Here is a 21,136-nt window from a genome sequence, read left to right as displayed (position 1 = left end):
AGCGATTGTCCGGGGAGAAACGTCGCTTGGGATGGAGTTCGGGTCTACGCGAATCAAGGCTGTGCTGATGGATCACCACTTTGCACCGATTGCATCCGGTACGTATGAATGGGAGAATCGATTCCTCGGGGGGTACTGGACTTATGATCTCAGTGAAGTGATTCATGGGCTGCAAGCCGCCTATCAGCAATTACAGCAAGCGGTTCAGCAGACTTATGGCGTCACTCTGCAAACCGTCGGCTCTATAGGCTGCTCGGCCATGATGCAGGGATATATTGCGCTGGACCAGGCGGGAGAGCTGCTGGTTCCCTTCCGTACCTGGCGCAATGCTACTACTGGCGCAGCCGCAGCGGAGCTAAGCAGGTCATTCCAGTTCAAAATCCCCGAGCGCTGGAGTATCTCCCACTTGTATCAAGCTATTTTGAACGGTGAAGAGCATGTTGCCCGGATAGATTATCTTACGACTCTGTCGGGTTACATTCACTTACTGCTGACGGGCCGCAGGGCTCTCGGGATCGGGGATGCCTCCGGGATGTTCCCCATCGATGAAGCAACGAAGCAATACAATGAAGCTATGGTGCAGCAGTTCACCAGTCTAATTGCCGGCAGGGGCTACCCATGGAAGCTGCAAGATATCCTGCCTACCGTGTATACGGCCGGTAAGAATGCAGGAAATCTCAGTGAAGCAGGCGCCAGGCTGATCGACCCGTCAGGCCATTTGCAGGCCGGTATTCCGCTATGCCCTCCGGAGGGCGATGCCGGAACAGGTATGGTTGCTACGAATAGTGTGAGGAAACGTACCGGCAATATTTCCGTGGGGACATCGGTCTTTGCCATGTTTGTACTGGAGAAGAATCTAAGTGCGGTCCACCCTGAGATTGATATTGTGAATACACCGGAAGGCAGCCCGGTTGCTATGGTTCTTGCCAATAACTGCTCCAGCGATCTGAATGCCTGGGTCGGCTTGTTCCGTGAATTCCATGAGGCTATGGGGAGAACGCCCGACATGGATCAGTTATTCAGCGTTCTGCTGAATCAGGCACTGGAAGCGGATGCGGATGGCGGCGGCTTGCTGAGCTACGGCTACTATTCAGGCGAGAATATCACCGGACTTGCTGAGGGGCGTCCGCTATTCGTCCGTTCGCCGAAGAGCCGCTTCACGCTGGCTAACTTCATGAGGGTGCATCTGTATAGCGCCTTCGCTGCGTTAAGACTCGGAATGGAGATTCTGACCGGGCAGGAACGGGTAACGATTGACCGTATTTCAGCGCACGGCGGATTGTTCCGCACCCCGCAGGTCGGACAGCGGATCTGTGCCGCTGCGCTGAACGTTCCCGTATCGGTCATGTCTACGGCCAGTGAGGGTGGCGCATGGGGAATAGCAATTCTAGCCTCTTATATGATGCATAAGGAGCCGGATGAGAGCCTGGCGGATTACTTGGCCTCTAAGGTGTTCTGTCATGTGGAAGGACAGGAGGTATCGCCTGACCCTGCAGATGTGGACGGCTTTGCCCTCTATATGGAGCGTTACACCAAGGGGCTGCCCATCGAGCAGGCGGCGGTAGATCATTTACTGGAGAACCGGAAGAGAGGAGATTTCGTATGAAAATAATAAAGTACAGAGCTACGGGCAATTACGTCTTGCAGTAGTATAAAAGGCAGCCATACTCCCGTAGCGGGGGATGGCTGCCTTTGATTTATGCCACGCTTGCGGCATAACTGGCCTGGGCCAGGCCCAGCATCATTTGCATTTGACTCTGCGTGATCTGCCCGGCGGACTGAGAGGCGCTTATTCCGCGCAAAAGCCGCTTTTCACGCAAGTAACGGACTCCAGGGCTCTTATTGGTGGTAATTCCACCGATTGAAATCAATCAATGGATGAATAAGAGCATCTCAGTCCGATAGGCGGTGTAAAGTAGGCTTTTCCTCAAAATAAGGGCTCTCCAGTCCGTCCACCCAGGTGCAGACCCCAGAGGATGGAATGATGGAGGAATGTTGGCGGAACAGCGACAGGAGCAGTGAAACAGTGGCGGAACAACGGCGAAACAGCGGAACGCTCGTTGAACAATGCCCCGTTCACTCAGCATCCGCCCAATGTCTCACAAATACACAAACGGCTCCTTTGCATCCACGAAGGTAACCGGAACCCCGTCCACCAGCGGCGCCAGCCACTGCGCCATATACTTCATGCCCCATTCCTCGGAGCGTTCGTGACCGATCACGATCATCGCCTTGTTCATGCCCAGCATGGCGGCATCGTTCACATAAGCACATAAGGTCCACTCGGTAATGTCGCCGCAGACCATCACATCCAGACCCTTCTCCTGCATCAGCTCCATCGGCATCTGTTCCCGGCCCAAGCCCAGACTTCCGCCGCCGACAAGTATGCCGATACGGGAGCAGGGCGCTTCCGGGTTGCCGACGATCTGAATCACCTTCATCCCCAGCCGCTGCTTCAGGAACCCGGCCAACTCGCCCACGGTAGTCTCTTCGATCAGATACCCCCAGGCGTCCTTGTCATCCAGCTTTTTATCCGCCCAATCCAGCTCCTTCAGCAGTCCGTCATAGATCCGGTCCGTATCCGCCAGATGCATATGGTCATGGAAGCGCCAGATCGTAATGCCGTGCTCCTCAATCAGCTTTTTCTTCGCCAGATATACCGGGTCCTGCTGAAGCCAGTCCAGCGTATCCTTGCCAGTGAAGTAGGTTGGCTCATGGGTGATAATCAGGTTGGCTCCAATCGCAATGGCTTCCTTGATGACATCTACGGTAGCCATGAACGTAGTGACAATCCCCGTAACTTCCATCTCTTCCCTGCCGCTCGCCAGCACATCACAGGTCTGCTCCAGCCTCCGTCCCCCGCAGCAATCGAGCAGAATCCGGTCAATGACCTCTTGCACGTTCATACGCTCATTCTCCTCTTCATCTATTTATTGTCAGCCTGTCAGCCTTTGACCGCACCAATAATCACGCCGCGGGTCAGGTACTTCTGCATGAACGGCAGGACGAACAGCACCGGCACAATGCCCAGCACCGCCATCGCCATCCGCACCGCTGTACTTGGCAGCGATACCGTGTCAGCTCCAAGTACATTCCCGGCCTGGCCGGAATTGAGGAACTGGATGTTGCTCATCAGCTGCATCAGCAGATTCTGAATCCCGTACAATTGCGGCTTAGATACAAAATATAACGCATTAATCCAGTCATTCCAATAAGCCAGGCCCATGAACATCCCGACGGTTGCCATGACCGGCATGGACAGCGGAAGCATGATGCGGAAGAAGGTCCGCAGCTCCGAGGCACCGTCGATCTGGGCGGCTTCGATAATCTCCAGCGGCACATTATTCTTGAAGTAGTTACGGACCAGCAGGACGTTGAACCCGTTCGCCAGCAGATTGGGCAGGATCAGCGCCCACAGCGTGTTTTTGATATGGAAATACTGGGTCCACATGATGTACGAAGGCACAATCCCCCCGCTGAACAGCATGGTGAAAAATACAACAAAGGCCAGCGTATTATGATATTTGAAATCAGAACGCGACATTGGATAAGCCAGCATGCTTGTTATCAGCAGTCCTATCGCGGTTCCGAGGATCGTCACCAGAAAGGAAACCCCGTAGGCTCTGATGAAAATATACGCCGAGGACTTAATGTACCGGTACGCATCTAGACTTAGCTGCTCCGGGAAAAAGCTGTACCCGTTGCGGATCAGGGTCGTCTCATTGGTGAACGAAGCGATCACAATCAGCAGAAAGGGTAAAAAAGCAAAAACCGTCAGCAGGATCATCACGACCGCAGAAAACACCGTAAACGTTCGTTCTCCTCTTGTTTGGATCATCCGAATTTCCTCCTAGAACAATGCGTTTTCTGGATTGACCTTCTTGACGATGGCATTGACCGTAAGCACAAGCGCAAAGCCGACCAGCGACTGATACAGACCGGCGGCGGCCGACATTCCTATATCATTGAGCTGCATCAAAGCGCGGTAGACATACGTATCAATCGTCTGGGTAGTGCTGTACAGCGCACCGGAGTTCATGGGCACCTGATAGAACAAGCCGAAGTCGGAGTTGAAAATCCGGCCCATCGACATCAGCACCAGCACAATAATGGTCGGCTTCAGCAGCGGCAGGGTAATCATGCGGATCTGCTTGAGCTTCCCGGCACCGTCGATTTTGGCCGACTCATAGATGCTCTTGTCAATACCGGCAATCGAGGCAAAATAAACAATCGATCCGTAGCCTGCCGTCTTCCATATCTGAATGAGGACCAGCAGGTACGGCCAGTACTTCGCCTCCGAATACCAGTTGATCTCCGGTATACCCAGCGGCCGCAGAATCGAATGGTTCACGAACCCGCTGTCAGCATTCAGAAACGCGAAGACGAGCAGCGAAAGCACGATCATCGAGATCAGGTTCGGCAGAATCAGCCCGGTCATGAACAGCTTCGAGTACAGCTTATTCAGCAGCTCCGACATCAGAATGGCAATGATGATTGAGACTACCGTTCCCAGCGCGATGAACGCCAGGTTGTACAGCAGCGTGTTGCGGGTCATAATCCAGGCGTCACTGGTCTGGAAGAGAAAGGTGAAGTTCTTGAAGCCGATCCAGTCACTGCCGAAGATGCCTTTGGCATAATTGACATCCTTGAAGGCGATGAACACCCCGAACATGGGGAAATAGCTGTTAATGAGAAAATACAGCAGGCCTGGGCCCGCCAGTATGAGGAGCGGCAATGTTTTTTTGAGCGGCTTGGATGGGGACTTGCGTCTGGCAGTCATGCCGGTTCACCTCCATGGCCGGGGGCAGAGCCTCTGTTACCGCTCCGCCCTCAGCACATTCATATAATAGTTATTGCTGTTGTGCGGCAAGCCACGCATCCAGTTGCTGCTGCTTGCTGTCAATAATAGCCTCTGCACCCGCATCCTTCAGCGCACTGATGAATTTCGGAATGATGGTCTCCGGGTCCACCGATCCGCTGACCAGCGCCGGCAGGAACTGGCTGACCACGTTATTCACAGCACTTATCTGCGTCTTCACTTGACCCTGGTCGAAGATGAAGCCGAAATACGGCGATCTTGCGGTATCCTTATTCTCCTTCAGCTTCAGCTCCACATCCGACCAATTGATTCCCTCCAGCTGATACTGAAGCGATTCGGAGCCTACGATCCCTGAGCTAAGCATGGCTGTATAAGGTACCGTATTGGCATCCATGCCTTCCGGGAATTTCACATGATGCTCATCTACCTTGATGTAATCCTCCCCTTCGATTCCGAAGAGAATAGTGTTAATCAGCTCTTTGTCGGTGTAGAGCAGGTTCAGGAACTTCACAGCGGCCTCCGTCTCCTTCGAGGTGCTGGAGACCATCCAGGTTACGGAATTCACCGCACTGGTATCGAAATAGAACGGAGCGATGCGCTTGGTCTCAATGTTTTTGCCGACCTGCGCACTCAGCTGCTTGCCAACCTCCATGCCGCTGTAGCCGCCCAGGAAAGAGAACCCGCGTCCGGAGGATACCATCTCCATCGCTGTAATCGTCGTAGTTGCGGTATCCTTCTGCAGATATCCGGCCTCGAACCAGTCTCTCATCATCTGAATCCCGTTCTTGAAGACATCCGATTCGTAGAAGTTCACGACCTTCCCGTTGTCACCGATCACAACACCTACTCCGGTGGTATCAGTCAAGTAATCCACCTTGCTGGCACCTTTCATCCAGTTCACAAGTCCCGTATCCGTCGGATTCACGTTGATCGGGCCGAACGGAACCACATCCGGCAGCTTCTGCTTCACGGCGCCGAACACAGCAGGCAGATCCTCTACCGATTGGATGGAGTCTGCTGCTACGCCCGCCTCTGCCAGCATATCCGCGTTGTAGATGATATTGGTCGGCAGCGCCATCCCTTTATTCACAGGAATGCCGTAGATATGTCCGTCCATCGTGGTGGTTTTGAGAATATCCGGCCCGAAGTCCTTGTCCAGAATGGCTGTCAGCTCTTTGCCGTGTTCAGTAAGCAGCTCTTCAAGCGGAGCCACCTGGCTCTTGGATACATAGTTGGAGAATTGTCCGAGCGTGGTGAAGACATCCATCTTCTCCCCGCTCTGGAGCGCAAGATTGACCTTCTGGGCGTAATCGGCCGGGCCGAAGAGACGGAAGTCCACCTTCACCCCGATCTTCTCCGTTGTGATGGCGTTGATCGCATCCGTTACCTTACTGAGATCGTCGGGAATCCGGTTGAAGGAGGGCAGTGCGAATACAATCTCAGCCACCTTGGCCTTAGCTTCCGTATCCCCGGAATTCTTGGACGATGTATTGGAATTGCCGCCGCAGGCGGAGAGCAGCGAACCGCAGATTACCATGGACAGCAGCAGTGAACCTAACCCCTTTTTCTTCATTGTCATCATGCCTCCTGTTCTATATTTACATTCTCATTGTACTTGCCCTGGAGGGGGCGGGCTTTCAATAATACGGGCTGTTTTTATAAAAAACCGCACTGGGCGGGTGACGGGACGTGCGGCTCTGCATAGCTAAGTTACACCCTAGGAATGATTCCTGCCAACGAAGCAAGAAGCTCCGCCTCCGGTAGGAGAAGCGGAGCTTCCTAATGGTCATCCTTGTCATGACTATAAGGCGGATTTGTGCTTGGAACGGTAGGCCGCCGGGGTTTCGCCTGTCCATTTTTTGAACACAGTGGAGAAATAGGAAAGGGTATCGAAGCCGGTATCCATGGCAATCTCCCCGATGCTTGCCGTGCTCTCCACCAGCCTCTGCTTCGCTGCTCTGATCCGGCAGTCGTTCAGGTACTCCTTTACGGTCTGGCCGGTCCCGTTCTTGAACACCTTGGCCAAATAATCCGCGGTCAGATAAACGCTGGCTGCAACATCCTCCCGGCTCAGATCCTGGGTATAGTGCTCTTGAATGAAGCGTTTGGCCCGCTCGACTACCCCTTCGGACTGCAGCACCTCCTTAATGGAATCGAGCGTCTTGTCCGTCAGCGCCTGCGCCCATTTCATGAAGTCGAACACGCTGCTCTCGGCATCCTGGGCCAACTGCTGGCTGAGCTCACCTTCGAAGAGCCGGTGGGCTTGAATGTGGTGGCGCGCGAGCAGCGAATAGACCACCTGAAGCAGGTCCTCGCGGATCGAATGGAGCGTAGCCGCATCCAGCTTGTTCAGACTCGTCAGCAGCTCCAGTTCTTTCTTGAGCCGGTTCACAATCTGAGCCTTCTCCTTCTGGACGAACAGCAGGGTGAACAGCTCCGTATCCAGGGTGAAGCGCTCGGTCAGATCCACTTGGAAGGGCTTATTCGGCAAATGCAGCTTCCCCCGGAAAATAATGTTCGACTCGTCCGCCTGCTCCAGCTCCGTCTTAAGCTGCGCCAGGCGGGAGATCGCCGCAGGCTCACTGAAGTAACAGGTAGCCGTACATTTCAGATACTGCCTGGACAGCCGGATGATCTCTCCGGCGCTCGCCTCCAGCTCCTTCATATCCGCCGGATTCTCGGCAATGATCGCATTGTAGAATACCTTATCCATCTGATAGGCAATCATCCGGCCGCTGCCCACCAGGCTGCTGAGTATTTCAGAGACCAGGTTCGAGAGGGCGTAGTGGAAGATGCTCTCGTCCCATTCCCGTTCAATCTGGGAGCGGGGAACGCTTACCAGCAGCAGCCTGTATTCTGCCTGCACCGGGACGGACAGCTCCCGCTTCTGCACCTCACTCTGGATCAGCTCACGCCGGGGAGAGATTGTCGCCGTCAGCACATCGCTCCAGAAGCTGCGTTCTATCAGATCCTGGTTCTTCAGCCACGCATGACCCAGCTTGCTGTATTCGCCTAACATGATTTTGTTCTTCAGCGTATCCATCGACTTGCGCAGCGCCGCTTCCAGCTCCTGCTTGTCCAGCGGCTTGACCAGATACGAGTCGGCGTCATACGAGATCGCCTTGGAGGCGAAGGTGAAGCTCTCATGACAGGTCAGGAAGATGAATCCGCCTTCATATTGACGCTCTCTGACCCACTTGATCAACTCTATGCCTGACCCGCGCGGCATTTCAATATCACAAATCATCAGATCCGGCTCGTCGTTCTCGAAGAGTTGCTTCGCATCCTGTATATTATGAGCGGTGAGCACTTCCGTAATTCCGAATTCCTCCCAGTTCACAATACCGCGCAACGCTTCAATTGTAGGAATATCATCGTCAATCAGCATACAACGCATATTATCCTCCCTCTAAGCCAGGCTGGCTCCATTCGAGTGGCTTCACAGGAATCCACAGCTCAACCCTCGCACCTGTAGTCTCGATATTCGACAGCTTAAGCAGATCTTCCCGTTTGTATAGCAGTCTGAGGGTCTTGCGGATATTGGCAATGCCCACTCTGCCTCCGTCCTCCCCTGCCTCTTCGCGCTCCGGCTGATCCAGCCATTCAGAAGCGAAGCCTGCCCCGTTATCTTCAATGACAATGCTGACAAATGGACTATCGTCCCGCAGCTCCATCCGCACCCTGATGAAAATAGACAGCAGCTCCTGAACGAACATAGCATGCTTGAACGTATTCTCCACAAAGGTCTGGATCATGAATTGGGGAACCGGCACCTGCCGCGCTTCCTCCTGCATCTCGATCATAAAAAAAATCTGCTCCGGATAACGGATCTCCTGCATCCGGATATAATTCTCAGTATGCCGGATCTCCTCCTCCATCGTCACTTCCATCAGCCCCCCTCTGAACATATACCGGAGATGCTCGGAGAGGCGGTGGATCAGGCGGCGGATCTCCTCATTTTTATTCTGATAGGTTAGGCTCGTAATTGTTGAGATCGCATTCAGGAAAAAATGGGGCCGGATCTGCATCTGCAGATACTTGATCTCGGCGCGGCTGATTTCGATCTGTTCTTCATAGGACTGAATCTTAAGATCCTTGATCTCACTGACCATGGACTCCAGCGCATGGAACAGCTTCAGGAATTCCAGGGAGTACGGGGTATTCTGCGGAATCTGGTATTCCAGCTGCCCCTGCTCGACCGCCTTCGCCGCCTTCACCAGCTCCAGAATCGGCCTCAGCACATCCCTCGTCAGGAATCTCAGCACCAGCGGCACCACGATGACCGAGAGCACCGCCAGCAGGGCGATCCCCCACTGAATCAGCTTCAGGCCCGAGAACAGACTGCCCTTGGCAACCATTTGAGTCATCTGCCCGAACTCGCCGATCGGTTCAGATACAATCAGATAATCCCGCTGATACTGCCTGCTTAAGCTCTCAAGCGTCGTATCCCCCTCATTAAGAGGGATATTATTCGCTGCCAGGATCATTCCCTCCGAGTCACTCAGCACATACCGGTTCTGATCATTGCCTCCCCTGTCGACCATGGCCAGCAGCGTGTCCGCTTTCACCAGCGTTCCGAAGCTGACCCCTGAATACGAAATATATTTGAACAAGTAGGACTCGCCGCGGATCTGGAAGACCGTCCATTCCCCGCTTGGTGCTGCCGGAGCCGTACTGAATTTATGCATATTGATAAAATCCACCAGAGCCAGCTTATCCTCCGATTGAATCCGGCGGTTGAACTGCTCCAGCACCAGCTCCTCCGAGAGCCTGATGAACATGCCGTCGCTCGAATTATCACCCACTATTTTTGCCTGCAGGCTATTCTTGAGCTGCTGGACCTTGAAATACCGGCTGTTCTCATCCATCCCCGCCGAATTCACCGCAGTATCCACGTTATGGTCGAACACCTCTATGAGGTCCTTGGAGAAGTTGTTGAAGTTATTATGAATATTGGCCTGATAGAGGGCCAGTGTATTGCGCGAGCTGGTCAGTGCATTGCTCCGCACCACCTCCAGGGAGTAGATGTTACTCAGAACAAGGATGGACAGCAGGATCGCAAGAATCACTGTCATCTGCAATGCAAATTTGAACACGATACTGTTGGTACGGATCATCCCCGCCTCTTCCTTTCCCCGGAATTCAGCACGCCCCTGAGCCGATACCTTCTTAGGCCAGACCCAGGGGCGTGTAAGTATGCAATTTGCGATTGAGTACGTGAAAATTATTAGTATTGGGATAGCCGTGACTCCAGAGAAGTTTTGGACTTCCGGCCGCTGTTGTGTTTGAATTTCCTGAATTAAACCGCACTATGCGGTAGAAATTCAAACACAAAGGCGGACGCTACCGCTCCTACAGTTCCAAAATTCCCTTCCGCCACTTTTCCCAATTATTAATCAGCTCACAGGAGCAGCCGCCCAATCCAGCGCAGCTTCAATATGCTTATCCCAGTAGGCCCAGTTATGGTCGCCAGGGCCCTCTTCATAGTAATGGGCGGCCTGCTCGCCTTCCAGGAACTGATGGAACCGGCGGTTCACATCCAGCAGCATATCCTCGGTTCCGCATGCCATATATAGCTCCGGCAGGGCAAGTCCCTGCGCCTTCACGTCACGCACCAGCTGCTCAGGGTCCTTGTCGCTGCCGAGCAGCCGGCTCAGATCGCCGAAGACGCTGGCATAGTAGGAATAACTGGCAATTCCGTCTTTATAGTCTGGGGCAATATTGGCAACTCTATACGGAATTAAGGCCGAGGATAAGGCGATGATCCGGCCGAAGCGCTCCGCATATTTCAGGCCGTTGCGGATCGCCCCGTAGCCGCCCATCGATAAGCCGCCGATCCAGGTATCCTCTCTGGCTGCTGATAGCGGGAACAGCTTGCGGGTGAAGTCTACCAGCTCCCTGCCGATATACTCACCGTAGTATTCTTCTCTTAGCTCATCATTTACATAGAAGCGGTTCTCCCCGGCCGGCATGAATACTGCGACTTGATGCCTGTCTGCCAGCTCCCTGATCCTGGAGAAGTTCAGCCAGTCGTTCTGGCTGCCGGAGAAGCCATGCAGCAGATAGAGCGATCTCAAGGGCTGGCCCGACCAGGCCGGAAGTCCCCAGCCCTCCGGCAGATCCACCGGCAATATGGCCTGAATCGTGACCTCCCGCTTCAGACTTGCTGAGAACAGGCTGATTTGCATTGTAGCCATCATCATTCCCCCTTAACGAATTAGAATCAGACCCAGTATACCGCTTCTTGTCCCTGCTGATCTATATATTCGATAACAGTCTTATAGTTCTGCAGGTTAATATGCAGCCGGCAATAGGCTGCTCCCTGCTCCCACATCAGCCTGATTTCATCCGCCTCTGCCTCAAGCACCCGGAAGGTTCCCTGGAAGGCGCTATACTCATTGCGGAAACGGATCAGCTTCATCAGCCGCTGCACGACCTCCCGCTCACTCTCCGCTGCAATCTCCTCCAGCGTATAGTTATGGCGGTTAATCTCCCGACCTTCCCCCGTCAGGGCGACCTGCTCCAGATCATTGCGGCCGGCCAGCAAGCCTACATAATAGACCTGCGGAATACCCGGTGCGAAGAATTGAATCGCCCTGGCTGCCAGGTACGCATCGTCATCCTCATTCAGCGCACTGTAATACGTGCAGCGGATCTGATGGACATCGAAGCCGTCCGGCGCTTTATGCTCCTCGGACAGAATCAGGCTCAGGTTCGCTCCGCGCTCCACGCAGAGATCCACCAGCTCCCGGGCTTCCTTGGTATCGATCAGATCATCCAGGTCGGGCTTCACCGGAACACCGTCATGGCAGTCCAGCATCGTGAACTGCTTATGCGGGCGGGTCCGCAGATAGTCGTACAGCGCCGTATTGGATTTGCCGGTAAGCGCCTCAAGCACGCGGTAAGGCAGAATGAAATCATAGATCCAGCAGCCGTATTCCGATAGCTTAGTCTGGATACTGTGATGCGCGTGCACCTCCGGCAGCAGCTCGATATCCAGCGAATCGGCCATCTCTTTGATCCAGTCCAGGAATTCATAGATCTCCGGCTCCACATAGAAACAACTAGTGCCCAGCTTCTTGATCACGTACCCGACGGCATCCAGCCTGACAATCTTGACATTCTGCGCTTTGAAGTTCAGGAAGAACTGCCGCAGCAGGTCGCGGGTGAGCGGAGCATGGATATCCAGATCAATCTGCTCGGAAGGATCGGTTTTGCCAAAAGTGGTCCACACCTTCTCTTCCTCCCCTCCGGAGGTAGTGAAGGCAGAATACGGCAGCGGCCGCCGCAGGAACATCTTCTCGATATCCGCACGCACAGGCTCGCCATTCTCCCAGATCTTGTCCAGAGTGATGAACAGATCCGCATATTCCGAAGCCCGGCCATGCTCCAGGAAGTCCTGGAAATACGGCGATTGCCTGGAGATATGATTGACCATCAGATCCACCAGCACATCGAATTCTGCCCCGATGCTGCGGATGTCCTCCCAGCTGCCGAATTCCGGCTCGATCTCCAGATAAGTCAACGGCGCAAAGCCGCGGTCCCCCGAAGAAGGAAAGGGCGGAAGGATGTGAATCCCCCCGGCAAACAGCCCGGCGAAGGGACCTTGCAGCACCTGATGGAGCTGCTTCAGGTCTCCGCCCAGCGAATCGGGATAGGTAATTAACTGTACTTGATTCTTCAGTGTCATCTTAAGAAGCCTCCTACAGGTTGAATTGTTGCTTAATGACCGCAAGCGCAGGCAGATCGACTACCGCACCGGTGAATTTCAGTTTGTACGCGCTGACAGCAAATCCAAGCTCCAGCGCCTCTGTGAGCGTATACCCTTTGATAATAGCTGTATAGAATCCGGACCAGAAGGCATCTCCTGCTCCCGTCGTATCTTCAATCTGCGTCGCCTTGGTCGCAAACGACATCGTTTCGCTTCCGGTGGAGACGAGTGCCCCGTCCTTGCCCAGCGTCAGAATGACCAGCTTCGCGCCAAGCGCAAGGAATCTGGCGATCTGCTCCTCCGGCGTGCCGGGTCCGAACAGACGCTCAGCGTCATCCCCGGAAGGCTTGATGATATCCACCTTCGGAATGATGCTTTTGACATAGGCTACCCCGTCCTCCCCCTTCTGCCAGATCGAAGGATGATAGTTGGGATCGAAGCCGATCAGCACCTTATGCTTCCTTGCCGTCTTGATCACCCGCTCTACTGTCTCACGGGACGGATTCCTTGAAATCGGCCAGCAGGAGAAGTGGACAATTCTGGAATGAATCAAGGCTTGCTCCAGCGCTTCATTGTACTCCAGCCGGTAATCCGCCGCACGGTAAAAGATCGGAACCGGCGTAGCCTGACTCTTGTTAATCACCACCATACTGGTAGAATCATCGACCTGCTGGATGCCGCTTGTCGCCATTCCGGCGCTCTGCAGCCGGTTCATCAAATAGTTGCCCAGGCTATCCCTGCCCACCGCCGAAGCCACATGCGACCGGATGCCCAGCTTCCCCGCATTGATGGCAATATTCGAAGGCGATCCGCCAAAATACCGTGTATATCCATCACCTACCGTGTCCTCGCCGTACTCATTGGAGATCATATCCACGAGCAGCTCGCCTACTGTTAACACATCGTTCGCCTGATCTTCAAATTGTATTGTCTCTCCGAGTTTAAACACCCGCACTCCCCCTTGGTACTCCAGTATCCTTGTGTCCTATCCATTCTATGGTCTCTGTGTACACAATACTTTCAAAAACCCGTCCTCTTTTTACAATTTAAGAGTTCAAGGCTCTTGCCAGGGCATGGATGTATCCCTCTCTGGCTCTGCGGCTGACTTCGGCTGCAGGGACAACATGCTCGAAGCCATGATAGCCCCCCGGGTAGAGATGAAATTCCACTTCTACACCCGCCTGTGCCAGCCGGGCCACATAGTCTATCGTCTCATCACGGAACGGGTCGAGCTGTCCGACGCAGATATAGGCGGGCGGAAGTCCCGCCAGTTGATCCGCACGGCCGGGTGCCGCATAAGGGGAGGTGTCTGCACCTCCGGCAGGGCCGCCCAAGTACATCTCCCAAGCAACCAGGTTGTTCGCCCGGTTCCACACCGCCGGGTGCGTGACCTCATAACTCGAAGGTGTAATGTTGCGGTCATCCAGCATTGGATACAGCGGAAGCTGGAAGCAGAGGGCCGGACCGCCCTTATCTCTAGCCATCAGGGCCAGGGCAGCCGCCAGACCGCCGCCCGCACTCGCGCCGCCTACGGCAATCCGGGCCCCGTCAATCTGGAGATCATTCCCCGGATCTGCAAGCCACACCAATGCCGCGAAGCTGTCTTCCACCGCTGCCGGGTACGGATGCTCCGGGGCAAGGCGGTAATCGGGCGACACGACCACACAGTTGGCCGCGAGGACGAAGCTCTCGCATAACGCATCGTCACCGCTCGGCTGGCCCAGAATATAGCCGCCCCCATGAGTCCAGAGCAGGGCAGGCAGCTTATGCTTACTCCGCTTCGCCGGTTCATAGATTCTGATCCGTACCGGCCCGGAACCGGCAATCAGGACCCGCTCCGTAATGCGGACACGGTCCGAAGGTTCTGTAGGCAACGGAATCATATTCCGGGCTGCGGCCAGATCCTCCGGCAAATGCAGCGGCGGCAATCCGGCCATCCCCTCTCTTAATTCCAGGGCCACGCGGTGAATGAAATTCATCTATATTCCCTCCATATCGCTTCTATGTGAATGAATCCTGCGTGCTTCAAGTGGTCCCCTTCTCCGATAACCGGACAGGAAGAATCGTCTCCAGCGGGACCGGCTCGCCGGCAATCTGCTGAAGCAGATATTGAACGGCCAGCTCGCCCATCTTCTTGATCGGCTGGACGATAGTAGTCAGATCCTCCGCATCCAGGGCAGCAATTCCGTCATAGCCGATGACTTTGACTTGACCGGGCACGGCTCTGCCCAGCCTTCTGCACTGCTTCAGCACCTGCAATGCCAGCATATCGCTGCTCGCGAATACGCCGTCCAGCTCAGGGCGTTCCTCAAAAAGACTGCTGACCAGCTTTTCGTAATCCTTATACTTGAAGCCGTTCAGATCGGTTTGCCGGACAGTGTACTCCACATCCTGCCCTCTGATCTGCTCCAGGAAGCCGTCATGCCTTTGCTTGGCCAGCAGATTCAGGCGCAGATTCCCGCTGAGATAGGCGATGCTCCGGCATTTTTTGCTTAGCAGCAGCCGGGTGGCCAGCACTCCCCCCTGATAGTTATCCGAGGCAATGAACGGAATCGACTTAGAGATCTGGCGGTCCAGCGACACCAGCGGCAGGTTGATCGACTTGTAATCGTTCACGCTCATCGTATGGCTGCCCATGATGATGCCGTCAACCCGGCTGGCCCGCAGCAGATCGATGTACTCTTTCTCTTTTTTCTTGTGATGCAGGGAATTGCACAGCATAAGCTTATAGCCTTGTTCATAGGCATAGGCCTCAATATGCTTGGTTACCTCTCCGAAGAACGGATGGGAGATATCCGGCAGAATCAGGCCGATTATATTGGACTTCTTGCGCAGCAAGGAGCGTGCCACCTCACTCGGATGGTAATTCAGCTCCTCCATGGCATCGTTTACCTTTTGCTTCAGACTCTCACTGAGGTATCCCCGGTTATTCAGCACACGGGAGACGGTAGTGACGGAGACGCCGACCTTCTCGGCAACATCTTTGATGGTTACAGCCATCCGTACCTCCTGACCCGGGTTAGCCTTCTTCCTCTGTTCAGCGGAACAGAGCATGGCTCTGTGTTAACCGGTTAATATAATAGGGCTGCATCAGCTTTAAAACGATAATGAACATCGAGGGTTTTAAAGTCTGAGCAAGAACATTGGGCTAATATTAAGCTGATATCACCCTGTTTCCTACTCCTACTCCTACTCCTAAATTCAAGTAGGTGATTGTATTTCCTGCAATAGAAAACGCATAGCTGACTGTAAAATGAGATTCTATTGTATTTCATACATTGGAATATCGTGTTTCAGGAGAAAATTGGCCTTTTTCCAACATTCAATTGTACGGAGTACAATAGATTCTATTTTAAAGCCTTTTTTGCAGCATTCTAATGTACAAAATGCAGTTGCTATCGTTCCAGCTACCTGCAGCATCCAAAGACTGCTGCGGGAATATTCACAAATATTAAACCTGCTACTCTTCTAGAGCAGATCCTGGCAGGGAAGCTGCCCTTCCTGGGTATCAGGTCGTGCCGCGCTCCACAGCCGTTACCGGGAACGTATTCACCATCGCCACCGCCTGACCCTCGATCTGCTGGACCGCCAGCTCCATAATGGCTTCGCTCATCTCCTGAATCGGCTGCCGGACAGTGCTTAGACGCGGGGAGATCATGGAGGCGAGCTGTACATCATCATAGCCTACAATGCGCATCGCTGAAGGAATCTCCTTGCCGAGCAAGTTGCAGGCATGAATGACCTCGGCGGCAATCACATCACTGCTGGCAAATACGCCGTCGATCTCAGGATGCTCCTGGAGGTAGGCGGCAATGGCGGTGTCCCCTCCGGTATAGCTCCCCTCATTGACCTCCAGCTGCAAGTACAGCGGCGCAAGCCCGGCGCGCTTCAGCTCTTCTTCGTACCCCTGCTTTCTCAGGCCGGCCAGCATGAAGTGATGCTGGGGACCGTCGATCCCCCGCTGGATATAGACCGTGTGCCGGCAGCCCTGGCCGGTTAATAACCGGGCAGCCAGCCGCCCGCCCTCCAGATTATCCGAGGTGACCACGGGAATATCCTCCGAGATGACACGGTCGAAGGAGACGATCGGCAGGTCCAGGTGAAGATAATGCTGCACATCCAGCACGGCACTGCCCATGATGATGGCGTCAACCTGGTTTTTTTTGAGCATCTCGATATAATCCACTTCCTTGGAGACGTTACGGTTGGAATTGCAGAGCAGCAGCTTGTAGCCCTTAAGGTCTGCATAATATTCGAGATAGGCGGTCAGCTCGGCAAAAAAAGGATGGGAAATCGCCGGGATGATCAGCCCGATCATATTGGATTTTTTGCGGAACAGGGCCCGGGCCATTTCATTCGGCTGATAGTTCATTTCCTTCATCACCCGGTAGACCTTCTCCTTCGTCTTGTCACTGATATACCCTCTATTGTTAAGGACTCTGGACACTGTATTCACAGAAAGTCCTGCCTGCTTCGCAACATCCTTCAGATTCGCCATAGAAACCACCTTGCTTTTTAGTTCCAATTATAGATGAATTTCGCATGGATTTCAGCTATTGAAGCGTAATCGTCACTGCGGTGAACATTTGGACTTCCTCCCCTCCCCTTATTTCAGCGCTCCTTCTGTGATCCCCTTGATGATCTGCTTTTGCAGGAACAGGTAGATGATCAGCACGGGAATGATCGTCATAATCAGCCCGGCCATCAGCGGCGCATAGTCCACAGAATAGGAGGAGAAGAAGGTATACGTGGAGAGCGGCAGTGTCTTCTGATCCGGCGACAGCAGCACCAGGCTGGGCAGGAGATAGTCATTCCAGATCCAGAGCACATCGAGCACCAGCAGGGTGACGAATACCGGCTTCAGCAAGGGCAGCACAATACTGAAAAACGTCCGCAGCGTGGTGCTCCCTTCGATAAATGCCGATTCTTCCAGCTCATAAGGAATCCCCTTGATGAAACCGTGGAACGTGAAGACGCCAAACGGCACCCCGAAGCCGAGATACATGAACAGCAGCGTCAGCTTGGTATTCAGCAGCCCCATATTCCCGTACAGCATGACCATTGGAATCATCAGCACCTGGAAGGGCAGAGCCATGGAGGCCAGCATGAGGAAGAAGAGGATGGAATTCACCTTCCATTTGTAGCGTACGAACAAGTACCCGGTCATCGCCGAGAAAATAATAATGATCGTGACGGAAATCCCCGTAATGATCAGCGAGTTCATGAACCCCTGCATAAAGTCCATATTGTCGAAGGCGCTGGCATAGTTCTTGAAATTAATCGTTGTCGGCAGCGACAGAGGACTCTCGAAGAATTGCTGGGTGGTCTTGAAGGAGTTCATAATAATCAGCAGGAACGGTGTTAAAAAGGCCAACAGCAGCAGGTATAAGAATCCTGTCCGCAGGCCCGGGAGGATGCGCCGGTTAGCATTCATTAAGATTCCACCTCCAGCTTCTTCAGCAGATAGGATTGCGTCAAGGCGATAATTGCTACGACAGCGAACAGAACGACTGCCTCTGCCTGGCCGACACCGTATTGATTGGACAGGAAGGCTTTTTGCACGATATGGTAGGTAGCCAGCTCCGTTGAATTGAACGGTCCGCCCTTGGTTAACGCCAGGTTGATGTCATACGTTAAGAAGGACCGGGACAGGGAGATGAAAATACAGATGACGATCGCAGGAACCGTCAGCGGCAGGATAATTCTGCGGATCACTGAAGTCCGCCCCGCTCCGTCGATGCTCGCCGCCTCCAGCACATCATTCGGTACGCCAGTGAAGCCTGCGATATAAATGATCATCAGATACCCGATCAGCTGCCAGGCGGTCGCAATGATCAGCGCCCAGAATGCCGTCCCCGTATTCGTCAGCCAGGAGGTCTGAAACAGCTCCCAGCCGTATTTATTCCCAAGGTAAGGCAGCACCTGTGAGAAAAGCGTCTGCCACAGGTATCCCAGTACGATCCCTCCGACCAGATTGGGTGTGAAGAACCCGGTACGCAGCCATTGCTCCCCTCTCCCGCCTCTCGTCAGGGCAAGTGCGATGAAGAAAGCGAACACATTGGCAATCACCACGGTGAAGAAGACATACTTCAGGGTGAACCACAACTGCTGAAGGAACACCTTATCCCTGAATACTTCGAGATAATTCGAGAAGCCGATCAGGCTGCTGTCGCCTGTCCGCACATCCCAGTTCGTAAAGGTCAAATATAAGCCGACGATGAACGGTATAATCACAACGGCGGCAAAAGCGAAGATAGAGGGACCTCCGAAGACCAGAAACGTCCCCGCATTCTTCAGTGATAGCTTTTTGTTCATAGTGCTGCCCCCTTTCCACTTAACAGGCTGAACTGGAGAATGTTCCGGTTCAGCCTGTTCATATATAGATAGAACTTGAAGCAATACTGAAAGGGAAAAGTGACGGAGGAGAATTTTGGAACTGTAGGAGCGATAGCGTCCGCCTTTGTCACCGGATTTCTACCGCTAGCAGCGGTAAAAATCAAGAAATCTGGGGACAACAGCGGCCGGGGGGCCAAACATTCTCTGGAGTCACGGCAATCCCAATCAGAAAAATACAAGTTCAATGTATATAGCACAAACGAAGAAATTCTCTATTTCCCTGCATACGATTTCCAGTAATCCTGAACCTCCTGCGCCAGACCCTGGCGGTCGATATTGCCTACCAGATACTTCTGCATCGCGGCTCCGGTCTTGGCCCAGTAATCCTGCGGCAGGTAATTAATGACACCGATGTTGATGATGTTCCCTTGCTTCACGTATTCGCTGACAGCATTGGACATGATGTTCGTGCTCTGTGCCTTGAGATCCTTATACGGCATGGACAGCCCCATATCGCTAATAATAGCCTTCTGGCCGTCCTCGCTGCTGACCATCCATTCAATGAACGCTTTGGCGGCTTCCTGCTGCTCCGGCGTAGACTTCGAATCATCGATGGCGAACAGCTTAGGCTCGCTGTAAGCGACTTGCGTGTTGCCGAAATCCTCCGGGTTATTGCTAACCGGCAGCGGCAGGATACCGAAGTCAGTATCGCGGCCTTCCAGCGTTCCAATGACCGCCCAGCTCCAGTCCCCCATGAAGTAGAAGGCGGCAGCTCCCTTGGCGAAATCAGCGCTATCACGGTTATAATCGGCAACGAGCGGGTCACTCTTACGTGCGTTGTACTTCTTCAGCAGATCGAACGTATCCATCAGTCCGGTGAACTGCGGATTCTCCGTCAGCTTCACCTGCCCGTTCTTCAGCTCCTCCACGAACTTCCGGTTGTCCTCGACCTTCTGCGACTGCAGGGAATAGGTCAACCCCAGATAGTGGGCGCCGAGCGACCAGTCTGCTCCGTGAAGCATGACCGGTGCTTTGCCGGAGGCTTCAATTTTCTTGAAAATTGCTTCAAGGTCATCACGGGTCTTGACCGATGCAGGATCAAAGGCACCGCCGATCCCCTCTTCTACCGCACGCTTGTTGTACAGCAGACCGTAGCCTTGGGCAGTCCAGGGAATACCCAGGAATTGTCCGTCCAGCAATGCGCCATCGATGGCTCCCGGATTGGTCAGCGCTTCATATTTAGCCTTCTCCGGCTCTAAATCCAGAAAATCATCCTTATATTGAAGTATGGTGCCTGCATCCAGATTCACGATTGTCGCCGGATTGCCGGAGGCCAGCAGGGATTGGAACTTCTCAAGCTGCGCGCCGCCGATCGGCGTAGGAATCAGTTCAATTGTTACCTGCGGATTCTGCTCATGATACTTCTTGAACAGCTCCTCGAATACGGTATTGACTTCTGCGGAGGTATTGAAGAAGGTGAGCTTAACATCCTTGGAGGCTTGCCCTGTTTGTGTTCCCTCATTCCCCTTGTCTTCCTTGACAGCATTGGTTGCTGAATTCCCTTTAGAGCAGCCTGCGAGTAATCCGGTGACCACCGTCAGAGCGATAGCGAAGCTTGCAGCTTTTCTCAATTTCAAATGAATTCCCCCCGTACTTTTGATTGTTGTGAATGCGCATACATTTCTGAATGCAACTTTATGATAACCGGTTAACATATTTATGTCAATCGGTTATCATATTTAAATTTTAGCTAATGTAGAGGAGTGAATATGACTCTTGCAGCGGGGAAAAACGAATCCGGCCCATAGCCCTCCCGGCGCTGCTGATTGTATTCGGTTTTTCGCATACATCCGGCCCCTCAGCCCCCGCAGCCGCCGATTGTATTCGGTCTTTGGTATACATCCGGCCCGCTCACCGCTTCCGGTCCAATTGTAATCGGTTTTTCGACCACATTCCGCCCACGCGCCTCCGCCGCGCCCAATGTAATCGGTTTTTCGACCACATTCCGCCCACGCACCTCTCCCGCTCCAATTGTAATCGGTTTTTCGATTACATTTGCCCCCCCAGCCCTCCCCCGCTCCAATTGTAATCGGTTTTTCGATTACATTTCGCCCACGCACCTCTTCCAGTCCAATTGTAATCGGTTTTTCGATTACATTTGCCCCCCAGCCCTCGCAGCCGCACATTGTAATCGGTTTTTCGATTACATTCCGCCCCCCGGCGCTCGCCGCTGCCTATTGTGTTTGGTTCTAACAGGCCAGCAGCAAAAA

Annotated in this window: 18 protein-coding genes; 1 reads left to right on the top strand and 17 read right to left on the bottom strand. The window is 53.6% G+C overall.

Annotated elements, in window-relative coordinates; translation table 11 throughout:
- The first annotated feature begins 31 nt into the window (after positions 1 to 31).
- Entirely contained in the window at positions 32 to 1,606 is a 1,575-nt protein-coding gene (locus tag MKY96_RS05565) for a xylulokinase (RefSeq protein ID WP_445671470.1), read from the top strand.
- Positions 1,607 to 1,697: 91 nt separating this feature from the next.
- Here the strand turns inward: MKY96_RS05565 and MKY96_RS05560 are convergent, their stop codons facing one another.
- The 17 genes from MKY96_RS05560 to MKY96_RS05480 form a co-directional block, all read right to left on the bottom strand.
- On the bottom strand, positions 1,698 to 1,820 hold the full coding sequence (locus MKY96_RS05560; protein WP_340939047.1) for a hypothetical protein: 123 nt from the start codon (positions 1,818 to 1,820) through the stop codon (positions 1,698 to 1,700).
- 279 nt (positions 1,821 to 2,099) lie between these two features.
- Complete coding sequence (locus tag MKY96_RS05555; RefSeq protein ID WP_340939046.1) at positions 2,100 to 2,906, bottom strand: Nif3-like dinuclear metal center hexameric protein; 807 nt, start codon at positions 2,904 to 2,906, stop codon at positions 2,100 to 2,102.
- 38 nt (positions 2,907 to 2,944) lie between these two features.
- Positions 2,945 to 3,838: a carbohydrate ABC transporter permease gene (locus MKY96_RS05550; RefSeq protein ID WP_340939045.1), complete on the bottom strand. Its 894-nt coding sequence runs from the start codon at positions 3,836 to 3,838 to the stop codon at positions 2,945 to 2,947.
- 12 nt (positions 3,839 to 3,850) lie between these two features.
- A complete protein-coding gene (locus MKY96_RS05545) occupies positions 3,851 to 4,780 on the bottom strand; it encodes an ABC transporter permease (RefSeq protein ID WP_340939043.1) in 930 nt (309 codons plus the stop codon).
- Between the two features lie 70 nt (positions 4,781 to 4,850).
- Positions 4,851 to 6,392 (bottom strand): ABC transporter substrate-binding protein, encoded by a 1,542-nt coding sequence (locus MKY96_RS05540; protein WP_340939041.1) that lies wholly within the window; start codon positions 6,390 to 6,392, stop codon positions 4,851 to 4,853.
- Positions 6,393 to 6,620: 228 nt separating this feature from the next.
- Positions 6,621 to 8,216 (bottom strand): helix-turn-helix domain-containing protein, encoded by a 1,596-nt coding sequence (locus tag MKY96_RS05535; RefSeq protein WP_340939040.1) that lies wholly within the window; start codon positions 8,214 to 8,216, stop codon positions 6,621 to 6,623.
- A gap of 1 nt (position 8,217) precedes the next feature.
- Positions 8,218 to 9,936: a sensor histidine kinase gene (locus MKY96_RS05530; RefSeq protein WP_340939039.1), complete on the bottom strand. Its 1,719-nt coding sequence runs from the start codon at positions 9,934 to 9,936 to the stop codon at positions 8,218 to 8,220.
- A 279-nt stretch (positions 9,937 to 10,215) separates the two neighbouring features.
- Positions 10,216 to 11,016, bottom strand: a complete 801-nt coding sequence (locus MKY96_RS05525) for an alpha/beta hydrolase (RefSeq protein WP_340939037.1) — start codon at positions 11,014 to 11,016, stop codon at positions 10,216 to 10,218.
- Positions 11,017 to 11,042: 26 nt separating this feature from the next.
- On the bottom strand, positions 11,043 to 12,509 hold the full coding sequence (gene gtfA, locus MKY96_RS05520; protein ID WP_340939035.1) for a sucrose phosphorylase: 1,467 nt from the start codon (positions 12,507 to 12,509) through the stop codon (positions 11,043 to 11,045).
- 13 nt (positions 12,510 to 12,522) lie between these two features.
- A complete protein-coding gene (locus MKY96_RS05515) occupies positions 12,523 to 13,479 on the bottom strand; it encodes a carbohydrate kinase family protein (RefSeq protein ID WP_340939034.1) in 957 nt (318 codons plus the stop codon).
- A 97-nt stretch (positions 13,480 to 13,576) separates the two neighbouring features.
- The gene (locus MKY96_RS05510) at positions 13,577 to 14,509 is read right to left on the bottom strand and encodes an alpha/beta hydrolase (RefSeq protein ID WP_340939032.1); all 933 of its coding nucleotides are present in this window, start codon (positions 14,507 to 14,509) and stop codon (positions 13,577 to 13,579) included.
- Positions 14,510 to 14,555: 46 nt separating this feature from the next.
- Positions 14,556 to 15,530: a LacI family DNA-binding transcriptional regulator gene (locus MKY96_RS05505; protein WP_340939031.1), complete on the bottom strand. Its 975-nt coding sequence runs from the start codon at positions 15,528 to 15,530 to the stop codon at positions 14,556 to 14,558.
- A gap of 508 nt (positions 15,531 to 16,038) precedes the next feature.
- Positions 16,039 to 17,028 (bottom strand): LacI family DNA-binding transcriptional regulator, encoded by a 990-nt coding sequence (locus tag MKY96_RS05500; protein ID WP_340939030.1) that lies wholly within the window; start codon positions 17,026 to 17,028, stop codon positions 16,039 to 16,041.
- 108 nt (positions 17,029 to 17,136) lie between these two features.
- The gene (locus MKY96_RS05495; protein WP_340939029.1) at positions 17,137 to 17,964 is read right to left on the bottom strand and encodes a carbohydrate ABC transporter permease; all 828 of its coding nucleotides are present in this window, start codon (positions 17,962 to 17,964) and stop codon (positions 17,137 to 17,139) included.
- Positions 17,964 to 18,845: a carbohydrate ABC transporter permease gene (locus MKY96_RS05490; RefSeq protein ID WP_340939028.1), complete on the bottom strand. Its 882-nt coding sequence runs from the start codon at positions 18,843 to 18,845 to the stop codon at positions 17,964 to 17,966. The genes MKY96_RS05495 and MKY96_RS05490 overlap by 1 nt, the downstream gene beginning before the upstream one ends.
- Positions 18,846 to 19,138: 293 nt before the next feature.
- Positions 19,139 to 20,503 carry an ABC transporter substrate-binding protein gene (locus MKY96_RS05485; protein WP_340939027.1) on the bottom strand — a complete coding sequence of 455 codons (1,365 nt, stop codon included), beginning with the start codon at positions 20,501 to 20,503 and terminating at the stop codon, positions 19,139 to 19,141.
- 221 nt (positions 20,504 to 20,724) lie between these two features.
- Positions 20,725 to 20,949: a hypothetical protein gene (locus tag MKY96_RS05480; RefSeq protein ID WP_340939026.1), complete on the bottom strand. Its 225-nt coding sequence runs from the start codon at positions 20,947 to 20,949 to the stop codon at positions 20,725 to 20,727.
- Positions 20,950 to 21,136 lie beyond the last annotated feature (187 nt).

The sequence above is a fragment of the Paenibacillus sp. FSL R7-0302 genome, assembly GCF_038006885.1.
Taxonomy (GTDB): Bacteria; Bacillota; Bacilli; order Paenibacillales; family Paenibacillaceae; genus Paenibacillus_AQ.
Note: the sequence above shows the minus strand (reverse complement) of the source record. Positions and strands in the feature narration are given on the sequence as shown.

Excerpts from the sequence above, each read along its gene's own strand:
- MKY96_RS05525 (WP_340939037.1), bottom strand. The coding sequence starts at position 11,016 with ATGGCTACAATGCAAATCAGCCTGTTCTCAGCAAGTCTGAAGCGGGAG.
- MKY96_RS05535 (WP_340939040.1), bottom strand. The coding sequence starts at position 8,216 with ATGCGTTGTATGCTGATTGACGATGATATTCCTACAATTGAAGCGTTG.
- MKY96_RS05510 (WP_340939032.1), bottom strand. The coding sequence starts at position 14,509 with ATGAATTTCATTCACCGCGTGGCCCTGGAATTAAGAGAGGGGATGGCC.
- MKY96_RS05545 (WP_340939043.1), bottom strand. The coding sequence starts at position 4,780 with ATGACTGCCAGACGCAAGTCCCCATCCAAGCCGCTCAAAAAAACATTG.
- MKY96_RS05495 (WP_340939029.1), bottom strand. The coding sequence starts at position 17,964 with ATGAATGCTAACCGGCGCATCCTCCCGGGCCTGCGGACAGGATTCTTA.
- MKY96_RS05540 (WP_340939041.1), bottom strand. The coding sequence starts at position 6,392 with ATGAAGAAAAAGGGGTTAGGTTCACTGCTGCTGTCCATGGTAATCTGC.
- MKY96_RS05530 (WP_340939039.1), bottom strand. The coding sequence starts at position 9,936 with ATGATCCGTACCAACAGTATCGTGTTCAAATTTGCATTGCAGATGACA.
- MKY96_RS05500 (WP_340939030.1), bottom strand. The coding sequence starts at position 17,028 with ATGGCGAATCTGAAGGATGTTGCGAAGCAGGCAGGACTTTCTGTGAAT.
- MKY96_RS05555 (WP_340939046.1), bottom strand. The coding sequence starts at position 2,906 with ATGAACGTGCAAGAGGTCATTGACCGGATTCTGCTCGATTGCTGCGGG.
- MKY96_RS05505 (WP_340939031.1), bottom strand. The coding sequence starts at position 15,530 with ATGGCTGTAACCATCAAAGATGTTGCCGAGAAGGTCGGCGTCTCCGTC.
- gtfA (WP_340939035.1), bottom strand. The coding sequence starts at position 12,509 with ATGACACTGAAGAATCAAGTACAGTTAATTACCTATCCCGATTCGCTG.
- MKY96_RS05565 (WP_445671470.1), top strand. The coding sequence starts at position 32 with ATGGAGTTCGGGTCTACGCGAATCAAGGCTGTGCTGATGGATCACCAC.
- MKY96_RS05550 (WP_340939045.1), bottom strand. The coding sequence starts at position 3,838 with ATGATCCAAACAAGAGGAGAACGAACGTTTACGGTGTTTTCTGCGGTC.
- MKY96_RS05490 (WP_340939028.1), bottom strand. The coding sequence starts at position 18,845 with ATGAACAAAAAGCTATCACTGAAGAATGCGGGGACGTTTCTGGTCTTC.